The 18,338-nt window shown below is 60.0% G+C and carries 22 protein-coding genes; 11 read left to right on the top strand and 11 right to left on the bottom strand.

Annotated elements, in window-relative coordinates; all coding sequences use genetic code 11:
• From SynA1560_RS05010 to SynA1560_RS05020, 3 genes are read right to left on the bottom strand one after another with little or no spacing between them, the layout of a single operon-like run.
• Positions 1 to 1,092 carry a DUF3153 domain-containing protein gene (locus tag SynA1560_RS05010; RefSeq protein ID WP_186501318.1) on the bottom strand — a complete coding sequence of 364 codons (1,092 nt, stop codon included), beginning with the start codon at positions 1,090 to 1,092 and terminating at the stop codon, positions 1 to 3.
• Between the two features lie 3 nt (positions 1,093 to 1,095).
• A complete protein-coding gene (gene argB / locus SynA1560_RS05015; RefSeq protein WP_186470533.1) occupies positions 1,096 to 1,953 on the bottom strand; it encodes an acetylglutamate kinase in 858 nt (285 codons plus the stop codon).
• Positions 1,946 to 2,530: a DUF2854 domain-containing protein gene (locus SynA1560_RS05020; protein ID WP_186501319.1), complete on the bottom strand. Its 585-nt coding sequence runs from the start codon at positions 2,528 to 2,530 to the stop codon at positions 1,946 to 1,948. The genes argB and SynA1560_RS05020 overlap by 8 nt, the downstream gene beginning before the upstream one ends.
• Before the next feature lie 67 nt (positions 2,531 to 2,597).
• Here SynA1560_RS05020 and SynA1560_RS05025 point away from each other — a divergent pair, with 67 nt between their 5' ends.
• Positions 2,598 to 2,810, top strand: a complete 213-nt coding sequence (locus tag SynA1560_RS05025; RefSeq protein ID WP_186501320.1) for a hypothetical protein — start codon at positions 2,598 to 2,600, stop codon at positions 2,808 to 2,810.
• A gap of 16 nt (positions 2,811 to 2,826) precedes the next feature.
• Here the strand turns inward: SynA1560_RS05025 and SynA1560_RS05030 are convergent, their stop codons facing one another.
• Positions 2,827 to 3,294 carry a single-stranded DNA-binding protein gene (locus tag SynA1560_RS05030; protein ID WP_186501321.1) on the bottom strand — a complete coding sequence of 156 codons (468 nt, stop codon included), beginning with the start codon at positions 3,292 to 3,294 and terminating at the stop codon, positions 2,827 to 2,829.
• Between the two features lie 14 nt (positions 3,295 to 3,308).
• Between SynA1560_RS05030 and SynA1560_RS05035 the strand changes: the two genes are divergently transcribed.
• On the top strand, positions 3,309 to 4,151 hold the full coding sequence (locus SynA1560_RS05035) for a precorrin-6A/cobalt-precorrin-6A reductase (protein ID WP_186501322.1): 843 nt from the start codon (positions 3,309 to 3,311) through the stop codon (positions 4,149 to 4,151).
• Positions 4,102 to 4,437, top strand: a complete 336-nt coding sequence (cutA, locus tag SynA1560_RS05040; RefSeq protein WP_186470538.1) for a divalent-cation tolerance protein CutA — start codon at positions 4,102 to 4,104, stop codon at positions 4,435 to 4,437. The genes SynA1560_RS05035 and cutA overlap by 50 nt, the downstream gene beginning before the upstream one ends.
• Here the strand turns inward: cutA and SynA1560_RS05045 are convergent.
• The 4 genes from SynA1560_RS05045 to SynA1560_RS05060 form a co-directional block, all read right to left on the bottom strand.
• Positions 4,415 to 5,428 carry an adenosine kinase gene (locus SynA1560_RS05045; protein WP_186501323.1) on the bottom strand — a complete coding sequence of 338 codons (1,014 nt, stop codon included), beginning with the start codon at positions 5,426 to 5,428 and terminating at the stop codon, positions 4,415 to 4,417. The two genes, cutA and SynA1560_RS05045, sit on opposite strands and share 23 nt — an antisense overlap.
• Positions 5,429 to 5,480: 52 nt before the next feature.
• Positions 5,481 to 6,800, bottom strand: coding sequence for an adenylosuccinate synthase (locus SynA1560_RS05050; RefSeq protein WP_186501324.1), 1,320 nt, complete (start codon positions 6,798 to 6,800; stop codon positions 5,481 to 5,483).
• 107 nt (positions 6,801 to 6,907) lie between these two features.
• Positions 6,908 to 7,330: a photosystem II protein Psb27 gene (gene psb27, locus SynA1560_RS05055; protein ID WP_186470541.1), complete on the bottom strand. Its 423-nt coding sequence runs from the start codon at positions 7,328 to 7,330 to the stop codon at positions 6,908 to 6,910.
• Between the two features lie 38 nt (positions 7,331 to 7,368).
• Complete coding sequence (locus SynA1560_RS05060; protein ID WP_186501325.1) at positions 7,369 to 9,159, bottom strand: proline--tRNA ligase; 1,791 nt, start codon at positions 9,157 to 9,159, stop codon at positions 7,369 to 7,371.
• Positions 9,160 to 9,304: 145 nt separating this feature from the next.
• Here SynA1560_RS05060 and SynA1560_RS05065 point away from each other — a divergent pair, with 145 nt between their 5' ends.
• From SynA1560_RS05065 to SynA1560_RS05085, 5 genes are all read left to right on the top strand, one after another.
• Positions 9,305 to 9,769: a resolvase gene (locus tag SynA1560_RS05065; protein ID WP_186470544.1), complete on the top strand. Its 465-nt coding sequence runs from the start codon at positions 9,305 to 9,307 to the stop codon at positions 9,767 to 9,769.
• 183 nt (positions 9,770 to 9,952) lie between these two features.
• The gene (locus tag SynA1560_RS05070) at positions 9,953 to 10,132 is read left to right on the top strand and encodes a hypothetical protein (RefSeq protein WP_255477074.1); all 180 of its coding nucleotides are present in this window, start codon (positions 9,953 to 9,955) and stop codon (positions 10,130 to 10,132) included.
• The gene (locus tag SynA1560_RS05075) at positions 10,074 to 10,586 is read left to right on the top strand and encodes an inorganic diphosphatase (protein ID WP_186470546.1); all 513 of its coding nucleotides are present in this window, start codon (positions 10,074 to 10,076) and stop codon (positions 10,584 to 10,586) included. Before SynA1560_RS05070 ends, SynA1560_RS05075 begins: the two co-directional genes overlap by 59 nt.
• A gap of 108 nt (positions 10,587 to 10,694) precedes the next feature.
• Entirely contained in the window at positions 10,695 to 11,054 is a 360-nt protein-coding gene (locus SynA1560_RS05080) for a 2Fe-2S iron-sulfur cluster-binding protein (RefSeq protein WP_186470548.1), read from the top strand.
• 4 nt (positions 11,055 to 11,058) lie between these two features.
• Positions 11,059 to 11,418 (top strand): Spx/MgsR family RNA polymerase-binding regulatory protein, encoded by a 360-nt coding sequence (locus SynA1560_RS05085; protein ID WP_186470549.1) that lies wholly within the window; start codon positions 11,059 to 11,061, stop codon positions 11,416 to 11,418.
• Here the strand turns inward: SynA1560_RS05085 and SynA1560_RS05090 are convergent.
• Complete coding sequence (locus SynA1560_RS05090) at positions 11,381 to 12,886, bottom strand: hypothetical protein (RefSeq protein ID WP_186501326.1); 1,506 nt, start codon at positions 12,884 to 12,886, stop codon at positions 11,381 to 11,383. The genes SynA1560_RS05085 and SynA1560_RS05090 overlap by 38 nt on opposite strands.
• Before the next feature lie 81 nt (positions 12,887 to 12,967).
• Between SynA1560_RS05090 and lepB the strand changes: the two genes are divergently transcribed.
• Positions 12,968 to 13,699, top strand: a complete 732-nt coding sequence (lepB, locus tag SynA1560_RS05095; protein ID WP_186470551.1) for a signal peptidase I — start codon at positions 12,968 to 12,970, stop codon at positions 13,697 to 13,699.
• Here the strand turns inward: lepB and SynA1560_RS05100 are convergent.
• Positions 13,671 to 14,948, bottom strand: coding sequence for a dihydroorotase (locus SynA1560_RS05100; protein ID WP_186501327.1), 1,278 nt, complete (start codon positions 14,946 to 14,948; stop codon positions 13,671 to 13,673). The two genes, lepB and SynA1560_RS05100, sit on opposite strands and share 29 nt — an antisense overlap.
• A gap of 13 nt (positions 14,949 to 14,961) precedes the next feature.
• Positions 14,962 to 16,290, bottom strand: coding sequence for a histidine phosphatase family protein (locus SynA1560_RS05105; protein WP_186501582.1), 1,329 nt, complete (start codon positions 16,288 to 16,290; stop codon positions 14,962 to 14,964).
• Between the two features lie 131 nt (positions 16,291 to 16,421).
• Between SynA1560_RS05105 and SynA1560_RS05110 the strand changes: the two genes are divergently transcribed.
• Complete coding sequence (locus tag SynA1560_RS05110) at positions 16,422 to 17,798, top strand: CPBP family intramembrane glutamic endopeptidase (protein ID WP_186501328.1); 1,377 nt, start codon at positions 16,422 to 16,424, stop codon at positions 17,796 to 17,798.
• Positions 17,799 to 17,882: 84 nt separating this feature from the next.
• Positions 17,883 to 18,338: a hypothetical protein gene (locus tag SynA1560_RS05115; RefSeq protein ID WP_186470556.1), complete on the top strand. Its 456-nt coding sequence runs from the start codon at positions 17,883 to 17,885 to the stop codon at positions 18,336 to 18,338.

Consider the following 18,338-nt stretch of genomic DNA (forward strand, 5'->3'; position numbering starts at 1 on the left):
TCAAGACGGGAGTTCTGGGTAGCCGAAACCCAGACGCAAGCGCACCGATTGGAGCATCAGGCTTAGCAGCAGCAGGATGCCAACCACCACACTGCCCAGTCCAAGGCGGCTCCATTGCCAACGACGGATCCGGAGTTGATTGATCGCTCCACTTTGAAGCGGCCAGCGCACCACCTGCTGGTTCAGCGTCGCTTCAGTCGGTGATGTCTGCACATGCTTGAGGTTGGCAACCGGTTGAATCGTGATCTGCAGCTCACCGGTGGTGTACGACGCCAAACCAGTGAGATTCAGCTTGAGGTCGAGGTCTTGCTGGACACCGATCAGCCAGTTCCGTTCCTGCACCGAAAGCTCAGGAGGCGGAAATGACTGGCCGGCAGTGAGACCCGCTAGTTCGACGCTGCGGCTTAACAGCGTTGAGGCCTGCTGGCCGGTGAGGGTAGGGCTGCTGAGGGAGAGCCCACCGGTTCGTTGCTGATTCACCGACCAGCTCAGTCCTTCGGATTGCAGTGCCTTAGCAAAATTTTCTTGCCAGGGAAGCCGGCGGCCACTGAGGCTGTTGATCTGCCAGCGCATCGCCAGTCGATCCGGGCCACCCAGTTCGATATCAGCACTGACATGAACACATCCACTGAGCAACAGGGTCAGCCCCAGCAGCACAGCCAGCACCAACGCTGCGAAGCCTGCCGATGGACCCCTTGTTGGCCCCGTCGGCGGAGGCGGTGGCGGTTTTGGCTTTCGACTGCGTCGGCTGCTGCGGGGCCTTTTGCCCAGCTTGGGAGCCATCTCGAGGGTCGGCAGCTGCATCGACCATCGGGCTGGCCGGTCAAGGCTCGGTGCCTCCAGCACGCTCAACAATTGCCGGGCTCGGTTGCGCAGCTCGACGTCTTTGCAACGGGTCAGCAGCCGACAGGTGGCAATGGCTTTCTGGTCATCACCCTGTCCCATCCAGGCTGTCACCATCACCATGCGCACGGAGGCTCCTTTGGGCTCGGTGATCGGATGGGCCTCAGCAAGAGGCTCGAGTAGGCGCAGACACTGGCCATAGTCACCTCGCTCAAGCGCGTCCTCCGCTGCCTTCAGCCCCGTACTCATCGGTCAGCCGCGTCCCACCACCATGGTGCCAATGCCTGCATCGGTAAACACTTCCAGCAGTAGGGCATGGGGGACGCGGCCATCCACGATGTGGGCGGCTGAGACGCCCTGGGCAAGAGCCCTAATGCAGCATTCGGTCTTCGGCGTCATGCCGCCGGCCACGACTCCATCCTGAATTAGCTGTCGTGCCTCGGACAGCTTCAACTGCCGGTACAACGAGGCTGGATCCTCCCGATCTCGGAGAATTCCTGGTGTGTCGGTCAGCAGAATCAGTTTTTCTGCTTCCAATGCTGCAGCCACTTCGCCGGCCACGGTGTCAGCGTTGATGTTGTGGGCCACACCTTCGGGGTTGGCGGCCACGCTCGAAATGACCGGCACATAGCCACGCTCCAGCAAGGGCTCCAGCACGTCGGGTGTGATCCGTGCCACTTCACCCACCATGCCGTGGCTGCCATCACCCCAGGTGCGAGCTTCCACCAAACTTCCATCGCTCCCGCTCAATCCAACCGCCTTGGCTCCCAAGCGGTTGAGACCATTGACGATTTGCTTGTTGACGCGCCCAACCAGAACCATTTCCACAATGTCCATGGTGTTGGCATCGGTGACGCGCAGACCATCGCGGAACTCTGGTGCGATCTCCAAGCGATTGAGCCAGTGATTGATCTCGGGCCCTCCGCCATGCACCACCACCGGCTGGACGCCGACACTGCGCAACAGAGCAAGATCCCGGAACACCGCAGTCTGCAGTTCAGCGTGCGCCATGGCCGCTCCGCCGTACTTCACCACAATCCTGCGGCCGGCAAACCGCTGGATGTAGGGAAGGGCCTCACTCAGGACGGAGACCCTGAGAGCATCATCCATGGGATTGTGCGTCGGTCTTTCCATGCTCGCTCTTCGCGAAAACCCCTTCCGGAAGCAGCGTCAGGTCGAGACGATCACCGTCGAGCGGAGTGATGGTGGCGTCGAGCCCTTTGGCGAAAAAACGACTTAAGCGCTCTTGACGTTCCTGCCAGCGTTCCAGCGGAACTCCCTCACAGGAGAAGCGAAGACGCAACCCGTAGCTGTTGCCCAGGCTGAGTTCTTCGATTTCCTCGAGCTGTGGCGGATTGTCTTCGTCCCAGAGCTTGAGGGCTTCCAGGGAACTCTCCAGGTGAGCTTTCTGGCCGTAGCGCCAGCGGGTCACATCAGCCAGGAGTTTGCCTAATTCGGGAGTGGCAGCTTCGCGCTGAGTTTTCAGCAAAGCTTTGGGCGTGACCCGTCGTGCGGGCGGAAGTTCAGACGATTTCAGGGCGAGCCCACCCAGAAAAATGGGAATGCCGTAAAAAATTGTCGGCAGGCTCAGGTTGGCGTTGCCTGTGCCGTAGGCCACAGCTCCGACCACGGTTAAAACACCGCCGGCGATAGTGACCAGGCTTCCCGGCGAGAGCAGATCGGTCATGCGGCCTCGAAAGTGGCGCCATTCTGACCATGTGGGGTTCAGGATGGATGGAACCATCCCGCAATCCATGGACAGCTCCCGATCCAACGAACGAGAGTCCACAGAGGATCCCGCCGACTTGATTCAACAGCTGGAGCAAGACCGGGCCTGGCTGCTGGAGCAGATTGATCGTGGACGCTGGGCCGAGTTCCGGTTGGATCTGGCTGCTCTGGAGCGGGAACTCGGTCAGTTGCTGCAACGGGCCTCCGAGCACTTCACGCCTAGCGCCTCACAACGCTGAAGCAGACCATCTTTGATCAGAAGGGGATGTCATCGGTGTCAGGCACCAGAGGCGCACTGTTCCACTGGGCGGCGGGTTCAGCAGTGGGCGCCGCAGCTGATGCAGATGCGGAAGCTGGGGGTGCTTGTCGGCCGGGTGCGCTCTGCGGCAGAGGTTGGGGTGCTGATGCGGCCGTAGGGGCTGATTCCACCGCATGCAACCTGGCGAGGGTGAATTCAGCCCGCTTCTCTTTTGTGCCGTCTTGCCGCGGAACAGTGTTCATGCGCAGTCGCCCTTCGATCACCAGTCGCTGCCCCACTTGAACCCGGTTCTGCAGGTCCTGGGCGAGGTTCCCCCACCCGACAACCTTGAGTTGACCACGGGGATCATCCGCACGCAATGCATCGAACCCAACCTCCATCTCAGCGATTGGGGTCTGATTGTCCTGGGTGTAACGCAGGGTGGGAGCCTGAAGAACATCCACCTCAAGTACGCAATGATTCATCCTCGGCCGGATCAGTGAGCGCCATCCTGATGCACCAACGGCGGAATCGCCATGAGCATGTGCTGGTCTTTGCTGGGACCGGAGAGGGCCCTGGGATTGTGCAGTCGCTGCTGGATAGAGGATTCCGCGTCAGCGTCAGTGTGGTGAGTCAAGCGGCGGCGAGGGGTTTCGCCGCGATGTCATTGCAAGGTCTGCATGTTGGAGCTTTCCCGTCGCAGCAGTCGTTAGCTGATCATCTGGCGACGCAGGCTGTGACCTGTGTGGTGGATGCCACCCATCCCTTCGCCCTGCGCATCAGTGCTGATTTGCAATTCACCTGTTCCACCGGCCATCCATGGCTCATTCGCTATGAGCGCCCTGATCACGGAGCCGTTGACCATGGGCTGCTCGCAACGATCGATGACCTGGCCCGTTGTCCGTTATCGGGTCATCGTCTGCTGCTGGCGGTTGGAGCAAGGCAGCTTCATGCTGCAGTGGCAGCGGCGCACCTGGCCGGGGCTGTGGTGCATGCTCGAGTGCTGCCAACGCCCGAGGCCATTCGCAAGGCTGGTGCAGCGGGCTTGTCCGGCGACCAACTGGCCGTGCTCAGGCCCGGTGCCGGTGAACGTCCCGGGGCTCTTGAAGCAGCCTTATGCCATCGCTGGAAGATCAGCGATGTGCTGTGTCGCCAGTCGGGTGGTGCAGCTGATGGGCTTTGGAGTCGTCTTTGTGCGGACGGATCGATGCGTCTATGGAAACTGAAGCGACCGCACGCAAGGCTGGATGTTGACGTGGTCCATAGCGTGAATGCGCTGTGCCGCCTTCTCAATGCCAACACCGCAGGACCTCAAGCTGGTGCTTACAACGGAGGCCAATGAAACCCTGGCTGAGGCACTGGCCCAGGAGTTGCTGGACCAGCGTCTGGCGGTTTGCGTCAGTCTGATGCCGTTGCAGTCGCGCTACCGCTGGCAGGGTGCGATCGAGCGTGCCAATGAGGTGCAGCTGCTGATCAAAACTTGCCCGGACCATTTGCAGGATCTGCTGTCGGTCCTGGAGAGCCTGCACAGTTATGACACGCCAGAAATCTTGCATTGGTCGGCCCAGGCAGGCAGTGGTTATGCCGCCTGGGCCACAGCGGCGCTCAGCGCAGATGCTCGCTCCTGAGCTCCTTCAGGCAAACCTGAGATCGGGCCCCAAGCTGCGTGACGATCTGACCGGCGCAGAGTGCGCCAAGTTCTCCACAGCGCTCTAGCGACTCCCCCTGGGTGTAGGCGTGCAGGAAACCACCGGCGTAGAGATCTCCGGCACCGGTTGTATCCACCAATGATCCAAGGTTGAAAATGCCGATGTTCCAGCGTTGATTGCCCTCAAGAACCACCGAACCCTCTCCAGCACGGGTGATGGCGGTCACGGAGCAGCATCCACGAACCTGCTCGAGCGCTGTGTCGAAGTTGTCGGTTTCATAGAGCGCTTTGATCTCTGCTTCATTGGCGAAGAGAACATCTACATGACCGTTCACCAGGTCCAGGAAGCTTTCGCGGTGACGATCAACGCAGAATCCGTCAGACAGCGACAAGGCCACTTGACCTCCTGCTTCTCGGCAGGCCTCCGCCGCTGCGATGAAGGCTCGTTTGGCCGCTGGGCTGTCCCAGAGGTAACCCTCCAGGTAGAGCACTTTGGTTTCCTTGACCATGGATAGATCGAGATCCTGCGGTTCGAGCTGGGTTGAGGCGCCAAGGAAGGTGCACATCGTGCGCTCTGCATCAGGCGTCACATAGATCAAACAGCGAGCTGTGGTGGCTCCGCTGGTGGCCGGAGGTGTGTCAAATCGGGCACCGACCGCGCGGATGTCGTGGCTGAAGATCGAACCAAGCTGGTCATCGCGAACGCGGCCGATGAATCCGGTGCGGCCTCCCAGCTGAGCAATGCCCACCATGGTGTTGGCCACGGAACCACCGGAGGTCTCTAGGCCTGGACCACTCGATTGGTAGAGCGTTTCAGCCTGCTGCTCATCGATGAGCGCCATTCCCCCTTTGGATAGCCCGTGCTGCTCCAGGAAGCTGTCCTGGGTTTGCACCAGCACGTCAACAATGGCATTGCCGATCCCCACCACATCCAGTGATGCGCTGGGCTGGAAGCGGTGGGATTCGGCCATGAAACGGGGGGATGAATTGCCGCAGTCTTACGCCTGGACCGACTCCTCCGAATCAAGCGCTCAGCAGAGCGCGCTTCGGTCCATGAATCGGGTCTTCCACCACGATGGTCTGGTCCCGTCCGGCTCCCAGCGACACGATGGCGATGGGCACTTCCATCAGGTCAGCCAGGAAGCGCAGGTAGGCCATCGCCTTCTCCGGAAGATCCTCAAGGCTGCGGCATTCTTCGGTGGAGCACTGCCATCCAGGCAGGGTCTCGAAAATAGGGGTGCAGCGAGAGAATTCCTCGGCGCAGGAAGGGAAATGCTCGATGCGGACACCGTCGAGGTCATAGGCCACACACACTTGGAGCTCGTCGAGTTCGTCGAGCACGTCAAGCTTGGTGATGGCCAGACAATCGAGACCGTTGACGCCCACCGCATAGCGACCGATAACGCCGTCGAACCAGCCACAACGGCGGCGGCGGCCTGTGGTGGTGCCGAATTCACCGCCGCGATCACAGAGGTGATCGTTGAGGCTGCCCTCGAGCTCGGTGGGGAACGGTCCCTCGCCGACGCGCGTGGTGTAGGCCTTGGCTACGCCGATCACCCGATCAATCAGGGTTGGCCCCACCCCGGCTCCAATGCATGCTCCGCCGGAGATGGGATTGGAGGAGGTGACGTAGGGATAGGTGCCGTGGTCGAGATCAAGCAGGGTGCCCTGGGCCCCTTCAAAAAGGATGTTTTTTCTGTTGCGAGCCGCTTGGTGAATTTCGCGGGTGCAATCCACCACGTGGGGAGCGAGGCGTTGGCCGTAAGCCAAGTACTCGCTGATCACCGCCTCGGCGTCGAGGGGCTCCACGCCATAAATGGTTTCCAGTAGCTGGTTCTTTTCTTTGAGCGGACCATCAAGGCGATCCCGCAGCCGATCTTCATCGAGTAGGTCGATGACACGGATGCCACTGCGTTGTGATTTGTCGGCATAGGTGGGACCAATGCCACGGCCGGTCGTGCCGATTTTCCGGTCGCCACGCTGCTTCTCCATCGCTTCGTCGAGGAGGCGGTGGTAGGGCATGGTCACGTGGGCTGTCGATGACAGCTTCAGCCCGGAAATATCGATGCCGTTCTCGATCAACATGTCGAGTTCGCCAAGCATCACCTTTGGATCCACGACGGTGCCGGATCCGATCAGACAGTCGGTGTCCGGGTACAGAATTCCCGATGGGATCAGGTGCAGCTTGAGCACACGATCGTCCACAACGATGGTGTGGCCAGCGTTGACACCGCCCTGATATCGGACGACGACGTCAGCGGAGCGGCTGAGAAGATCTGTGATCTTTCCTTTCCCCTCGTCACCCCACTGCGCACCGATGACGACAACGTTGGCCAAAGACACAGCGGCCCGAAGCCGCGATTCTGCACAATCTGCGATCTTCTCAGGTCGAGATGCCTGAAGTCAAAGCGATTGCGGATTTGTGATGTTGCTGTTGAAGAACAGAGGCGTCAGGTGCCGCGCAGAACTGCTTTTTCAGCTTTGCCAAGCTCCTTGTCGACCCTGGCTCTCAGATCGTCCGGGACAGGACGATTGGTGTAGGTGTTGTAGTGGCCTTGAAGGGAATTCAGGGCGGTTTGCATTGTGGTGAAAGAGCTCAGCCCATTCACTCGAGGTTGCGGCCTGTAGCGCGACATGTAGTCGTTGATTAAATCGTGGGCCTCACGCTCTGAGTCTTGAAGTCCCTCGGCGTCTGCTGGCAGGGCGAGGGTGGTCTGCAGTGTGTGAACCACGGCCACGGTGTCTTCGACATAGTCGCCGGTGAGCATGGAGACGGAATCTCCACAGGCGGTGAGCAACAAGGTCAGCCCAAGACAGAGAGCCAAGGTGAAGCTTTTGAGCTGTCGGCTCAGGTGGTTCAGCGCGTCTTGCATGGTTGGGTCGGTTTGAGGGACTTTAGGCGGATAGGGCGTCAAATCTGTATTCCTGCCGGGATGGTGTCGATCAAGCGCTTCAGTGCTTCTTCATGCGGAAGCGTCTCACTGGCTCGTGTTGCTCGCTCAACCAGCTCCACCCGGCCCTCGGCAGCATCACGTCCGACCACGATCCGCCAGGGAATGCCAATCAGATCCGCGTCCTTGAACTTCACTCCAGCCCGTTCGCCGCGATCATCAAGGAGCGCATCGAGTCCAGCGCTTTTGAGTTGTTGATACAGGGATTCGCCCAGCTCAAGCTGGGTGCTGTCCTTCAGGTTCGCGACGACGACGATCACCTGAAATGGAGCGATGGCCACAGGCCAGCAAATGCCAGCGTCATCGTGATGTTGTTCGACCGCTGCCTGCGCAAGCCGTGAGATGCCGATGCCGTAGCACCCCATCAGCAGGGATTCCTGTTTGCCGTCCTTATTAGTGAAACGCGCGTCTAAGGCATCGGAGTATTTGCGACCTAGCTGGAAGATGTGGCCGACTTCGATGCCGCGTCTCTCCCCCAGCGTGGCCTCTGCGTTGTGGACGCAGCGATCGCCTGATCGGGCATTGCGCACATCCGCGGAATGCTGTTTCGGCATCGATGACCAGCTGGCTCCCCAACGATGTTGATCCGAGACATTGGAGCCGCAGACGAAACGTTCGACCTCGAGAGCCGTCGGATCTGCTAGCCGTTCAAAACGGCCTTCCCAGCGGCGGGCCCCTCTTAGAGCGGCGTCGTCCAGATCAGGGCCCAGGGATCCGAAGGCCAACGGTGCCAGTCCCTGCTGGCGGACCTGATCGGGCGTGGCCGGAGCGACATCCAGCACGGTTGATTCCAGGAGGCGGGTGAGCGTGTTGGTCAGCTTGACCTCATTCAGTTCCTGGTCGCCGCGAAGGCTCACAAGGACCGGTTGTTCGCGTCCGTCTTCCAATCTCGCCACGAGCACCAGCACTTTGATGATTTGGGTGGGACTGAATTCGTGGGCCGAACAAAGTTGCTCAATGGTGGTCTGCCCGGGTGTTTTCAGAGTGCGCTCGTCTCCGGCTGGCAGAGCCTCGGCCGGCGGTGGAATGGAGACAGCTTTCTCTTGGTTGGCGGCATAGCTGCCATCCGAGCTGGTCAAGATGAGGTCTTCGCCGGCATCGGCGGTGACCATGAACTCCTGGGAGGCAGCCCCTCCAATGGCGCCGCTGTCGGCATCCACGCCAACGGCATCGAGCCCGCATCGCTCGAAGATGCGTTGATAAGCTCCCGCCATTGCCGCATAGGTCTCCTGCAGGTCTGTCTCGTCGGCGTGGAAGGAGTAGGCGTCCTTCATGATGAATTCCCGTCCGCGCATTAACCCGAACCGGGGACGGATCTCATCCCTGAACTTCGTCTGGATCTGATAGAGGGTGACGGGTAATTGTCGGTAGGAACGCAGCAGGTCGCCTGCCAATTCGGTGATCACCTCTTCATGGGTTGGGCCGAGGCCGAGGCGTCTCTCCTGTCGATCTTCGAGGTGAAACATGATTCCTTCGCCTGCCGTGTAGCCCTGCCAGCGACCGCTCCGTTCCCAAAGCTCGGCAGGTTGCAGCTGTGGCAGCAGTGTTTCGAGAGCACCAAGTGCGTCAAGCTCGTCGCGCACAATCGCGCTGATTTTGCGCAAAACCCTCCACATCAGCGGGAGGTAGGCGTAGATACCTGATCCGACGCGTCGGATGTATCCACCGCGGATCAGCAGTTGATGTGACGGAATCTCTGCATCTGCGGGGACATCCCGCAACGTCACCAGCGTGAGGCGGGAGACGCGCATCACATCACTTCAAGGGCGTGTTGGAAGTTATCACCCGCAAGAAAACGGTCGATTCTGGAACTGTCTCTTTCGCTGTGATCGACGCTGGCGTCCTGAGTCTCAGCTGCTAAGGTCTGCGGATTCCAAGCTGTCCCAGCGCTGTCTCATGTTTCCTCGGCCGCTCGATGTTTCGGTGCCCTCTGTCACCGAATCTGGAGAATTACGAGGCGATGCTGGAGCTGCTCTTTCGCAATCGGATGCTTTGGTTGGCATCGATGATGTTCAGAAATCTCTGAATCGTTCACGCGCATCTGTTTATCGCTACACGAACACTGACCCCCGCAATCTCAACCCCCCTTTCAACCCTCGCAAGCTCAATCCTGAATACAGGAGCGATCAGAAAGATCCCCTTTTATTTCACCCCAACGAGGTTGCTCGCTTCGCTAAGGACGTCCTGAGGATTAAAGAAGTCACTGTTGAAGTTCTCAACTCTCCGTCCACGGCCACTCAGCAAGTGCTAGGAGCCATCCTGGAAGAACTTCGTTTGATTCGCAGCCGGCTGGACGGACTCCCTGAAGCGCCTTCAGATCTTGCTTCCCGCAGGGATCGTCAGGATCGGCCTGCTGCATAAGCGTTCCATGAGTGGCAGAATGCAGGTGAAATTGATCGCCTGATCCCTTTCATCTCCCCACCGGTAGCTTCTCGAGGTTTCGGTGTCTTCAGCGCTTCAAGCTCTGACGTGTGGGATGTCCTCGATAACCACTGAATGGACCCTGAGCCTGCCCCCCAATCGCCTGCGCACCCAGCGCAGCTCGTGTCTGTTCCTGCTCTCGCTCTTCTCGGCTTCACCCTTGCCATCACCGGTTTAGGCGTTCCGCTTGCTGCCGTGTTGACCGACCGCCCCAACCATTCCTCCATCGCTGTTCAGGAGAGTCATGGATCTCAGGGCCCTTACACCCTCACCCTCTCCAGGGCTGATCAATCTGATCGTTGAGATTCCTGCCGGAAGCAGCAACAAATATGAATACCTTGAAGAAGCTGGAGTGATGGCCTTGGACCGCGTTCTCCACTCAGCGGTTCGATACCCCTTTGATTACGGCTTCGTCCCAAACACACTGGCTGAGGATGGATCTCCTCTCGATGCCATGGTCATCATGGCCGAGCCCACGTTTGCTGGTTGCTTAATTCATGCCAGGCCGATCGGTGTGCTCGACATGCACGACATGGGTCATTACGACGGCAAGATTCTGTGTGTTCCAGCTGCCGATCCACGTCAAAGCAGCATTCAGAGCATTCGCCAGATTGCACCCAGTCAGCTGGAAGACGTGGCTGAATTCTTTCGTACCTATAAGAATATGGAAGGTCGCGTGACCAGCATCGGCGGCTGGCGAGACGTGGACGCTGTGCAGCCTCTGCTTGAGACCTGTGTCGCAGCGGCAGCCCGATAACCCGAGCTGTGATTTTTCCCTTCAAAGGCGGCGGACGAGCTTGGCTGTTTTGCCTCCTCCCATTGGTTGATTGCTGTAAATTGAGCCACCGACATTTCAGGACGCCCCGTGCCCACCATCCGTTTCGAGCAGGAAGGCCAACAGGTCGGCTGTATTGAAGGTGCCAATCTGCGGAAAGCGGCTCTCTCGGCCGGTGTGAATCCCTACAAAGGTTTGAACAACCTCAACAATTGCGGTGGTGTCGGTCAGTGCGGCACCTGTGTGATTGAAGTGATCGAAGGCGCGCAGAACCTCTCACCACGAAGTGATGTCGAGGAGGTTTACTTGGCTGACCGGCCGGCGAACTATCGCCTCAGCTGCCGCACCAGCGTCAATGGTGACGTCACGGTTCGCACCCGTCCTCAAGACGGTGTTGGTCAGGGCTCCAACAGCCTGATCGGTGCTGTGAAGAGCTTGCTCGGTCGCTGATTCCTTGGCTGATTACACCGTCTTCAGCTATTCGCGCTGCAGCACGTGCCGAAAGGCCCTCACCTGGCTGGAGAGTCAGGGTCTTTCATGCGAGGTTCTCGACATCACGCTTGAGCCGCCCTCCATTGATTGGCTCTCTAAGGCTGCCGATCAGTTCGGCAGTCTCAAACCGCTGTTCAATACCAGTGGCCAGAGTTATCGCGCCCTTGGTGCCGCCGCCGTCAAGGCCATGACCCATGACCAGGCACTACAAGCCCTCGCCTCCGATGGGAAGTTGATCAAGCGACCCTTTCTTCGCGGCCCTGATGGCCGTTTTTTGACGGGATTCAAGCCTGAGATTTGGGAGGCTGAACTGTTGGGTTGAAGTTCAAACCATCCAGTTCCTTGATCAGTGCATCCACATCCTTCTGCGAGCGCAATTGCGTCATGCTGTTGCGCTTGAGTTCCTCGAGAAACGAAGCAACGAGTTCCTGACTGCGTTCCAGCACGGGGCCTTGTTCCAAGGTTCTGGCGAGTTCTTCCCAAAAACGATCCACCGTCTGAATGCCAAGGTCCTTAAGTACCTGGTCTTTCTGACCCAGTCGATCGCCGGCGCGGCGCGAAAGGCTGAGCAGTGAATCGACCAAGCCATTGGAGAGCTGATGGCTAAGACGGTCTTCGGCGCGTTCCATTCCCGGGAGAGCTCGGAGTGAGGAGGGAATCGCGGTCTCCTCCAGATTCCGCCGTAAGGCATGGCTGACAAGCGCTACCAATTGTGGACGCATGGCTGGCCCCACTTGCGTCAGCACGAGTGGCAGCCAGAGTCTCAGCAATTCTGCTAGTTCCCTCTCTCCGTCGTCATCGACGCTTTGGTGGCTGCACAGCCTTCGGATCTGGTCCGGCCAGCGGGGTGAGCGCACGGCATCCTGGGCGGCATCCAGGGTTCGAAGGGTGATCACTTCGAATAATTCAAGAGCCAGGACCGCCACCACTCCACGACTGACCGCAGCCCGCAGGGGCTCCAGCTGAATCATGCGTGTGCTGGACAGACGTTCGGTGACCGGCACCACCCGCAGCAATCTCCAGAAAGGGATCAGCAGTGGCAGATCGATCCAGCGGCGCAGTAGGGCATCCCGCCAGGCAATCGCGGGAAAGCGTCGTTTCAGGCGAACGGCCCGCAAGACAATGTCCAGCAGGAAGAGGATTTGAAAGGGAAAATCAATCCGCCAGGACAAGTCGACCGGTTGCCCGTTCTCATCGGTTCCGCGCCAGTAGTTTGTGGCGACCAGGGGCAGGATGCTGTCTTGCCAAAAACGCTTTTCGTCGTCCCAGTTCTCTGGTGTCAGATGACTTTCCCCCAGCAGATAGGCGGCGGACTGCTTGGCCGAATCCATGTCGGCTCTCGCCCGGAGACGACTCTTGAGCTTCTCCAATGAACCCGTTTTATTCGAGGCCACGAATGGGTTTTCATCGATCAGCTGATTGCTCTTCACCACCATTTGCAGTCTCAGCTGGCGTGCTGCTGGGCTGTTGATGCCGCTTGATGCAGCGGTGGCTTCCAGTTGCTGAAAATGCCTGAGGTAGGACTCAGTGTCTGGGTGGGGTTCGATGCCTTTCACCCGGTCGTAGACCTTGGTGAGGTTTGGCAGCCAGGGCAGTGGAACCGCGAGGCCAATCGTTGGAAGGGGATAGAGGGTTCGCTGCAACCAGAAGTTGCGCAATGGCACATAGGTCACGTCGAACACGACCCAGGTCAGGTTCACCGCGGCGATGGCAGCGATCGTCCGATCCCATCTCAGCCAAAATCGGCGGCTCGCTGTCGGTTTCGCGCTTTGCCACCGGGGTCGGACCATGGGCGTACTCCGCTGACTTCAGGCTAGGAGGCCAGCGCCATCAGGCCTATCTTGGGTGCTCAAACGCTTGATCTGGGTTTCTTGCCTGACCCTCAGCCCGACGCCTCATCCAAAGGAGCTGAGTCTCCCCCGGGTTCCTCGCCATCGCCTGCCCCTGCTTCGACCCGCAAAGCGCATCCCTTTTGGGATTTCTGGGGTCCAGTGCTGTTCACGCTGGCGTTGTATTTCGGCATCCGGCACTACGTGGCAGAGGCACGGTTCATCCCTTCGGGCTCAATGCTGCCCGGTCTGCAAATTCAGGATCGCTTGTTGGTCGAGAAACTCACCTTCGCAGGCCGGTCACCGCGTCGCGGCGAAATTGTTGTGTTCAACTCTCCGCATGCGTTTGATCCAGCGTTGAAAACCACCGAATCTCCACCAGTGTTCCGCTGCGCTCTGGCCAATTTCCCGCTGATTGGATTGATCCCTGGCGTGAGCCAGCCCGCCTGTGATGCCTACATCAAGCGTGTGGTTGCCATCGGTGGTGATCAAGTGACCGTCAACCCGCGCGGTGCCGTGACCGTCAATGGAGTTGCACTGGATGAGCCATATGTCACCAACTACTGCGACGTGGACGATCAGGGCATGAGCCTCTGCCGCACGCTGAATGTGACGGTGCCTGAAGGCCACGTGCTGGTCTTGGGTGACAACCGAGCCAACAGTTGGGATGGCCGTTACTGGCCTGGCGGGCCCTTTCTTCCTGAGGATGAAATCATCGGTCGTGCGTTCTGGCGGTTCTGGCCCCTTAACCGCAGTGGCTCTCTGGGGTCCTGAGGCCGCAGGCCACCACTTTTCCCTTGACGGCTCGATGCAGCCAGGGTTGGTTGGCCGCTTTTGATGCCGAAGGATCATCACGCGATGGCGTCCAAGTCTGCTCGGGGTCGAACAACAGCCAGCGGTTGCTTCCGAGCGCGAGCTGCTCCGGTGTTCGTCCCAGCAATGTCGCTGGCTTAAAGCTCAGGATGTCCCAAAGCTCTTCGGCGCTCCATCCGCGCGTCACGACCAAGGCCTGCCAAAGAGCGGGCAGCACGTGTTGATGGCCGGCGACCCCCCGTTGACGCTGATCCGGCGGCAGCAGACATTCCTCGTCATCCAAGGGCAGGGCATGCACCGCAACGGCGTCAATCACCCCGTTGCGCAGGCCTTCGATCAGGCCCTGCTGGTCTGCGTCATCGCCTAGGGATGGCGAGACGAACCAAGAGGCCGCGGTTGCGGCACTGTCGCTGCTGCTCTGGATTAAGTGCCACCAACTCACGGTTGAACCGGGACGTTTGGGCTGTCGCTGGAGGAGGTCGACGCTTGTCGCTGTCGATACCCCCATCACCATCAGCCTTCGCTCGGGATGTTCTTGCTGGAGCTGAGCGAGCTGGCTGAGGGGAACCGTTTCACTACTCAGCGGATCACCCGGCCATCCGGCCCTTAGCGCTTCCGGACCTTCACGCAGCAGGCCTTCGCCCCGCAGGTTGAGGTCAAGGGGCGAGATCAGTAGCGGTGCTGATCCGCACTCCCCCAGAGTGAGTGCTCGATCGATCAAGGCCATGGATGGGATCGCACCACCGTCGGACAGTCCGACAGCACCGGCTTCAATCAGATCGGCATGGGGGGTGAGCTGCTCACCCTCTCCCCCTTGACTGAAACCTGCCCAGAGATGCACGTCCACATCGCAGTCTTTCAATTCAAAGCCATGCAGATGTTCCGGACGTTCGCGACGAGTCTCGCCATCCGGCAGGAGAGCGATCTGGCCGAAGCCGCCAGCCCCGGCGGATCGCATGAGGCTGTTGAGGGTCTCACCCTGGCCCTGAAACGGGGCGGGCAGAAACGAATGTGCATCCACCAGGCAGGGTGCAAGCAGTTGCTGTGAGGCGTCTTGCACGGTGATGTTGGCTGCATGAGCAGCCGCACGAGCAGCCTCGCCGAGTGCTTCCAGCCGGCCATCCCGCAAGAGCGCAGCACCACCGATCTCAACGGCATGACCCGGGCCCTTGAGCACCTGGACGGGGTCGAGCAGCAGCATCTCGGTCATCGGTCTTGTGATTTCAGAGCGCTCCAGCGGCCGTGCGATCGAGAACCCCACCAAGGTGGGAGGTGAGATTCAGGCAAGCCACTACTGCAGGCTGCCCCGGTTCTGAGGGCATGTCGACCACCGTGACACCGCCGTTGCCTTGTTTGACAGCCCAAATGTCCGCAGGAGTAAGCCCCAGCAGATGGCAGAGGATGGTTTTGTTGACAGCGTCATGGGCCACCACCAGCGCGGTTTCGGCAGGGTTCAGGTCCTCGGCGATCGTGTTCCAGCTCTGAACGGATCGCTCCCAGACATCCTGAATGGTTTCACCCTCAGGCATCTGGACGGTTTCCGGTGTGCGTTTCCATTCCTCGAGCAGAGCACCCCACTCCGCCTTGATTTCGGATTCCAGTTTCCCTTCCCAGAGGCCATGGCCGATTTCCACCAGACCGTCGGTTTGTTGCAGGGCGACGTCGGGATGCGACATCAGGATCCCCTCAGCTGTTTCCCTCGGACGGGTCATTGAGCTGCTGAAGGCTTTCTGAATCGGCACATCTGCCAGAAAGCCTCTGGCGGCTTCAGCCTGGGCATGGCCATTGCTGTTGAGCGGGATGTCGATCTGCCCCTGAAAGCGGCCGTCACGGTTCCAGTTGGTTTCGCCGTGCCGAACCAGGATCAGCCGTGCTCCTTTCCCTTTGGTTGGCAGTGGGGGCGTCAGGTGTGCGGTGCTGTTCAGGCATTCGATCTGCACTTGATGGCCATCACCTTTTGAGCTGATATTGAAAATCGAGAGCGATGCATTGTCGAGGCGGAGCCGCCTGAAGCCCTGTTCCGGTTCACCGAGCAGCGTCACGATCAGGCAGCGCAGGATGGCGTTGTGCCCAACGATGAGAACGGTGTCGTTTCCATCCACAGAGTGCTTGCTGATCAGTGCGTCGAGAAACTCGCGCGCCTGTTGCATCAGCTCCTGCAGAGGTTTGTAGCGACGTCCATCGGCGCGGCTCAGCTCCAACACTTCCGGCTGACGTTTCCAGGTGGCGAATTCCTCGGGAAAGCGCTCGGCCCGCTCGTCAGCAGTGAGTCCGCTCCAGGGTTCAAGATCAATCTCAAGCAGACCGTCGTCGAAGCTGGGCGAAAGCTTGTCATTGCGTTCAGCCAGCACACCGGCAGCTGTGGATGCCGCTCGTTTCAAAGGAGAGCTATACACCGCTGTGATCGGCACGTCAGCCAGGGCCAGGCCTGTGCGACGGGCTTGTTCCTCTCCGGTTGTGGTCAGCGTTGAGAGGTCATCACGCCCTTGAATCCGGCGCTCCACGTTGAAGCTGCTGAGACCGTGGCGAACGAGGAGAAGACGCAAGGACACCGCTTCATGCAGAGAGAGCGCCGCCATCGTATTGGCGAGCCTCCATGGCTTCCTTTGGATCGTTCCTTGGATCGTGCGGTCGCCCCGCATGCCCGTGACCGAGGAGAATCTCTTGCAGTTGCTTGCGCTGTGTGACCAGCCCACCCTCGGGACGTTCTTCGGCAGCTCCGACCTGGAAGGTGTTGCTGGCGCTCCTCTCGCTGGTCCTGGCCACCACTGTCTGGGTGCTTGGACTGGTTGACAGTGTCAGCAAGCCATCCGTCGCGCCTGCTCTCTCTCTTGAGCAGCAGGAGCTGGCTCTGCTGGCTGAGCCGAAGGTGCCAGTACCGCTGCAATCGCTTCTAGTGGGTGCCGATCCCAGGGCTGCTCTGCTGAAAAGCCTGCGCCAAACCCCTCTCGATCGGCTTGATGAGCGTCAGAGGCTGCTCTTCGCCGCATTGGAGTCCGACCCCGAGCATCTCCGCACACTTCAGCAGGCTGCGCCTCGCGCCGATGCATTCGCCGAGCTTCAGAAGGCCCTGACGGATCCCGGTGCCCGCGATGTTTCGGTCGACGATCGCGCCAGGTTGCTGAGCCAGGCTCCTGATCCGCTGGTCCGTCGGTTGGCCTGTGAGGCCTTGGGTGGTGATCTCACGTCATGTCTTGACCCCCGATCGGCAAGTGCAGCGGCCAGGCGGCTGGTGATCAGTGAGCTTCTGCCGTTGTTGGCGCTGCTGCTCGGGGGGCTCTTGCTGATCCGTCATCTTTGGCTGCTGTTCCGCCGCCGCCTTGCCCCTTGGCCTGCGCTCGTCGCACCACCCCTTGCTCCGTTGGACATGGTGCTGCTGGTGGCCGGTGGATTTGTGGTGCTCGGCGAGGTGCTGGCGCCTCTCGTGGTGTTGCCTGTGGCCGGGCTGGTCACCCGAGGGCTTGCTGCACCTCTTTCCCAGGGCATCACCGTGCTGTTCGGCTACGTCGCGTTGGCGGTTCCGCCGCTGCTGATCCTGCGCCAGCAGCTCAGAACGTGCGATCCGTCACCACCTCCTTCCGGCGGTTGGTTGCAGTGGCGTTTGCAGCCTTTCGGAACAGCTGTGCTGCAGGCCTTGCGAGGTTGGCTGATGGTGATGCCTCCCGTCGTGCTGACGGGTTGGTTGGTGTCTCGGGTGATCGGTGACCAGGGCGGCAGCAATCCCCTGCTGGAAATCGTGCTGACCAGCAACAGTTCCCTGGCCCTGCTCCTGCTCGGCTCCACAATCGTGGTGCTGGCGCCGCTGTTCGAGGAAACCATTTTCCGCGGTGTGCTGCTGCCTGTGCTTGGGCGGTCGCTTGGCCGAGCCGGCGCTGTGATTGTGAGTGCCTTGGTGTTTGCGGTCGCACATCTCAGCCTTGGTGAACTGCCGCCACTGCTGGTGCTGGGTCTGGGCTTGGGGTTGTTGCGACTGAGCACCGGGCGCCTGCTCCCCTGCGTGGTGATGCATGCGCTCTGGAACGGGGTGACCTTCCTGAACCTTCTCCTGCTGGGCAGCTGAGCGAATCTTCAGTCCTGGTCAAGGTTTCGGCCTTGCGGTGCCCCGTCCCAGATGGTTCACTGGCGCATTGATCAAACCTTGTCCGTGGTCGCGGTTCCGCAATCTCAACCGTCGTCCACGCAACGACCGGTCGCTACAGGGGCTCTTGAAGTTATTCAGGGGTCCCTCTCGGCCCGTCGTGTTGCCCGGCAGTCGCCCCTGCTGGCAGGTCTTCATCGTGCTGCCGATGGAAGCTTGATCGGCGTGTTCGCTGCTGTGCTGGTGCTGAGTGGCCTCACCTTGCATTGGCAGCATCGCTGGACCCTGGCGTTTCGCCAGTTAGAGATGACCCGTGAGATGGCCCATCGACTGACGGAATCCACGGCGATGCTTGAACGTCATCTTCTGGAACGCTCCAGTGGACCTCGCCAGATGGTCCCCACCACCGTCGCCAATTTGGTGTATCTCGATCGTCCCAGCTTTAATGCCGCTGAGCCTCCGGCTGACCATCTGGCCATGCTCGGATCGTTTATGGACCAACCCATTCGGCACGGCTACTGA

This window comes from Synechococcus sp. A15-60 (genome assembly GCF_014280095.1).
In the GTDB taxonomy this organism is placed as follows: Bacteria; Cyanobacteriota; Cyanobacteriia; order PCC-6307; family Cyanobiaceae; genus Synechococcus_C.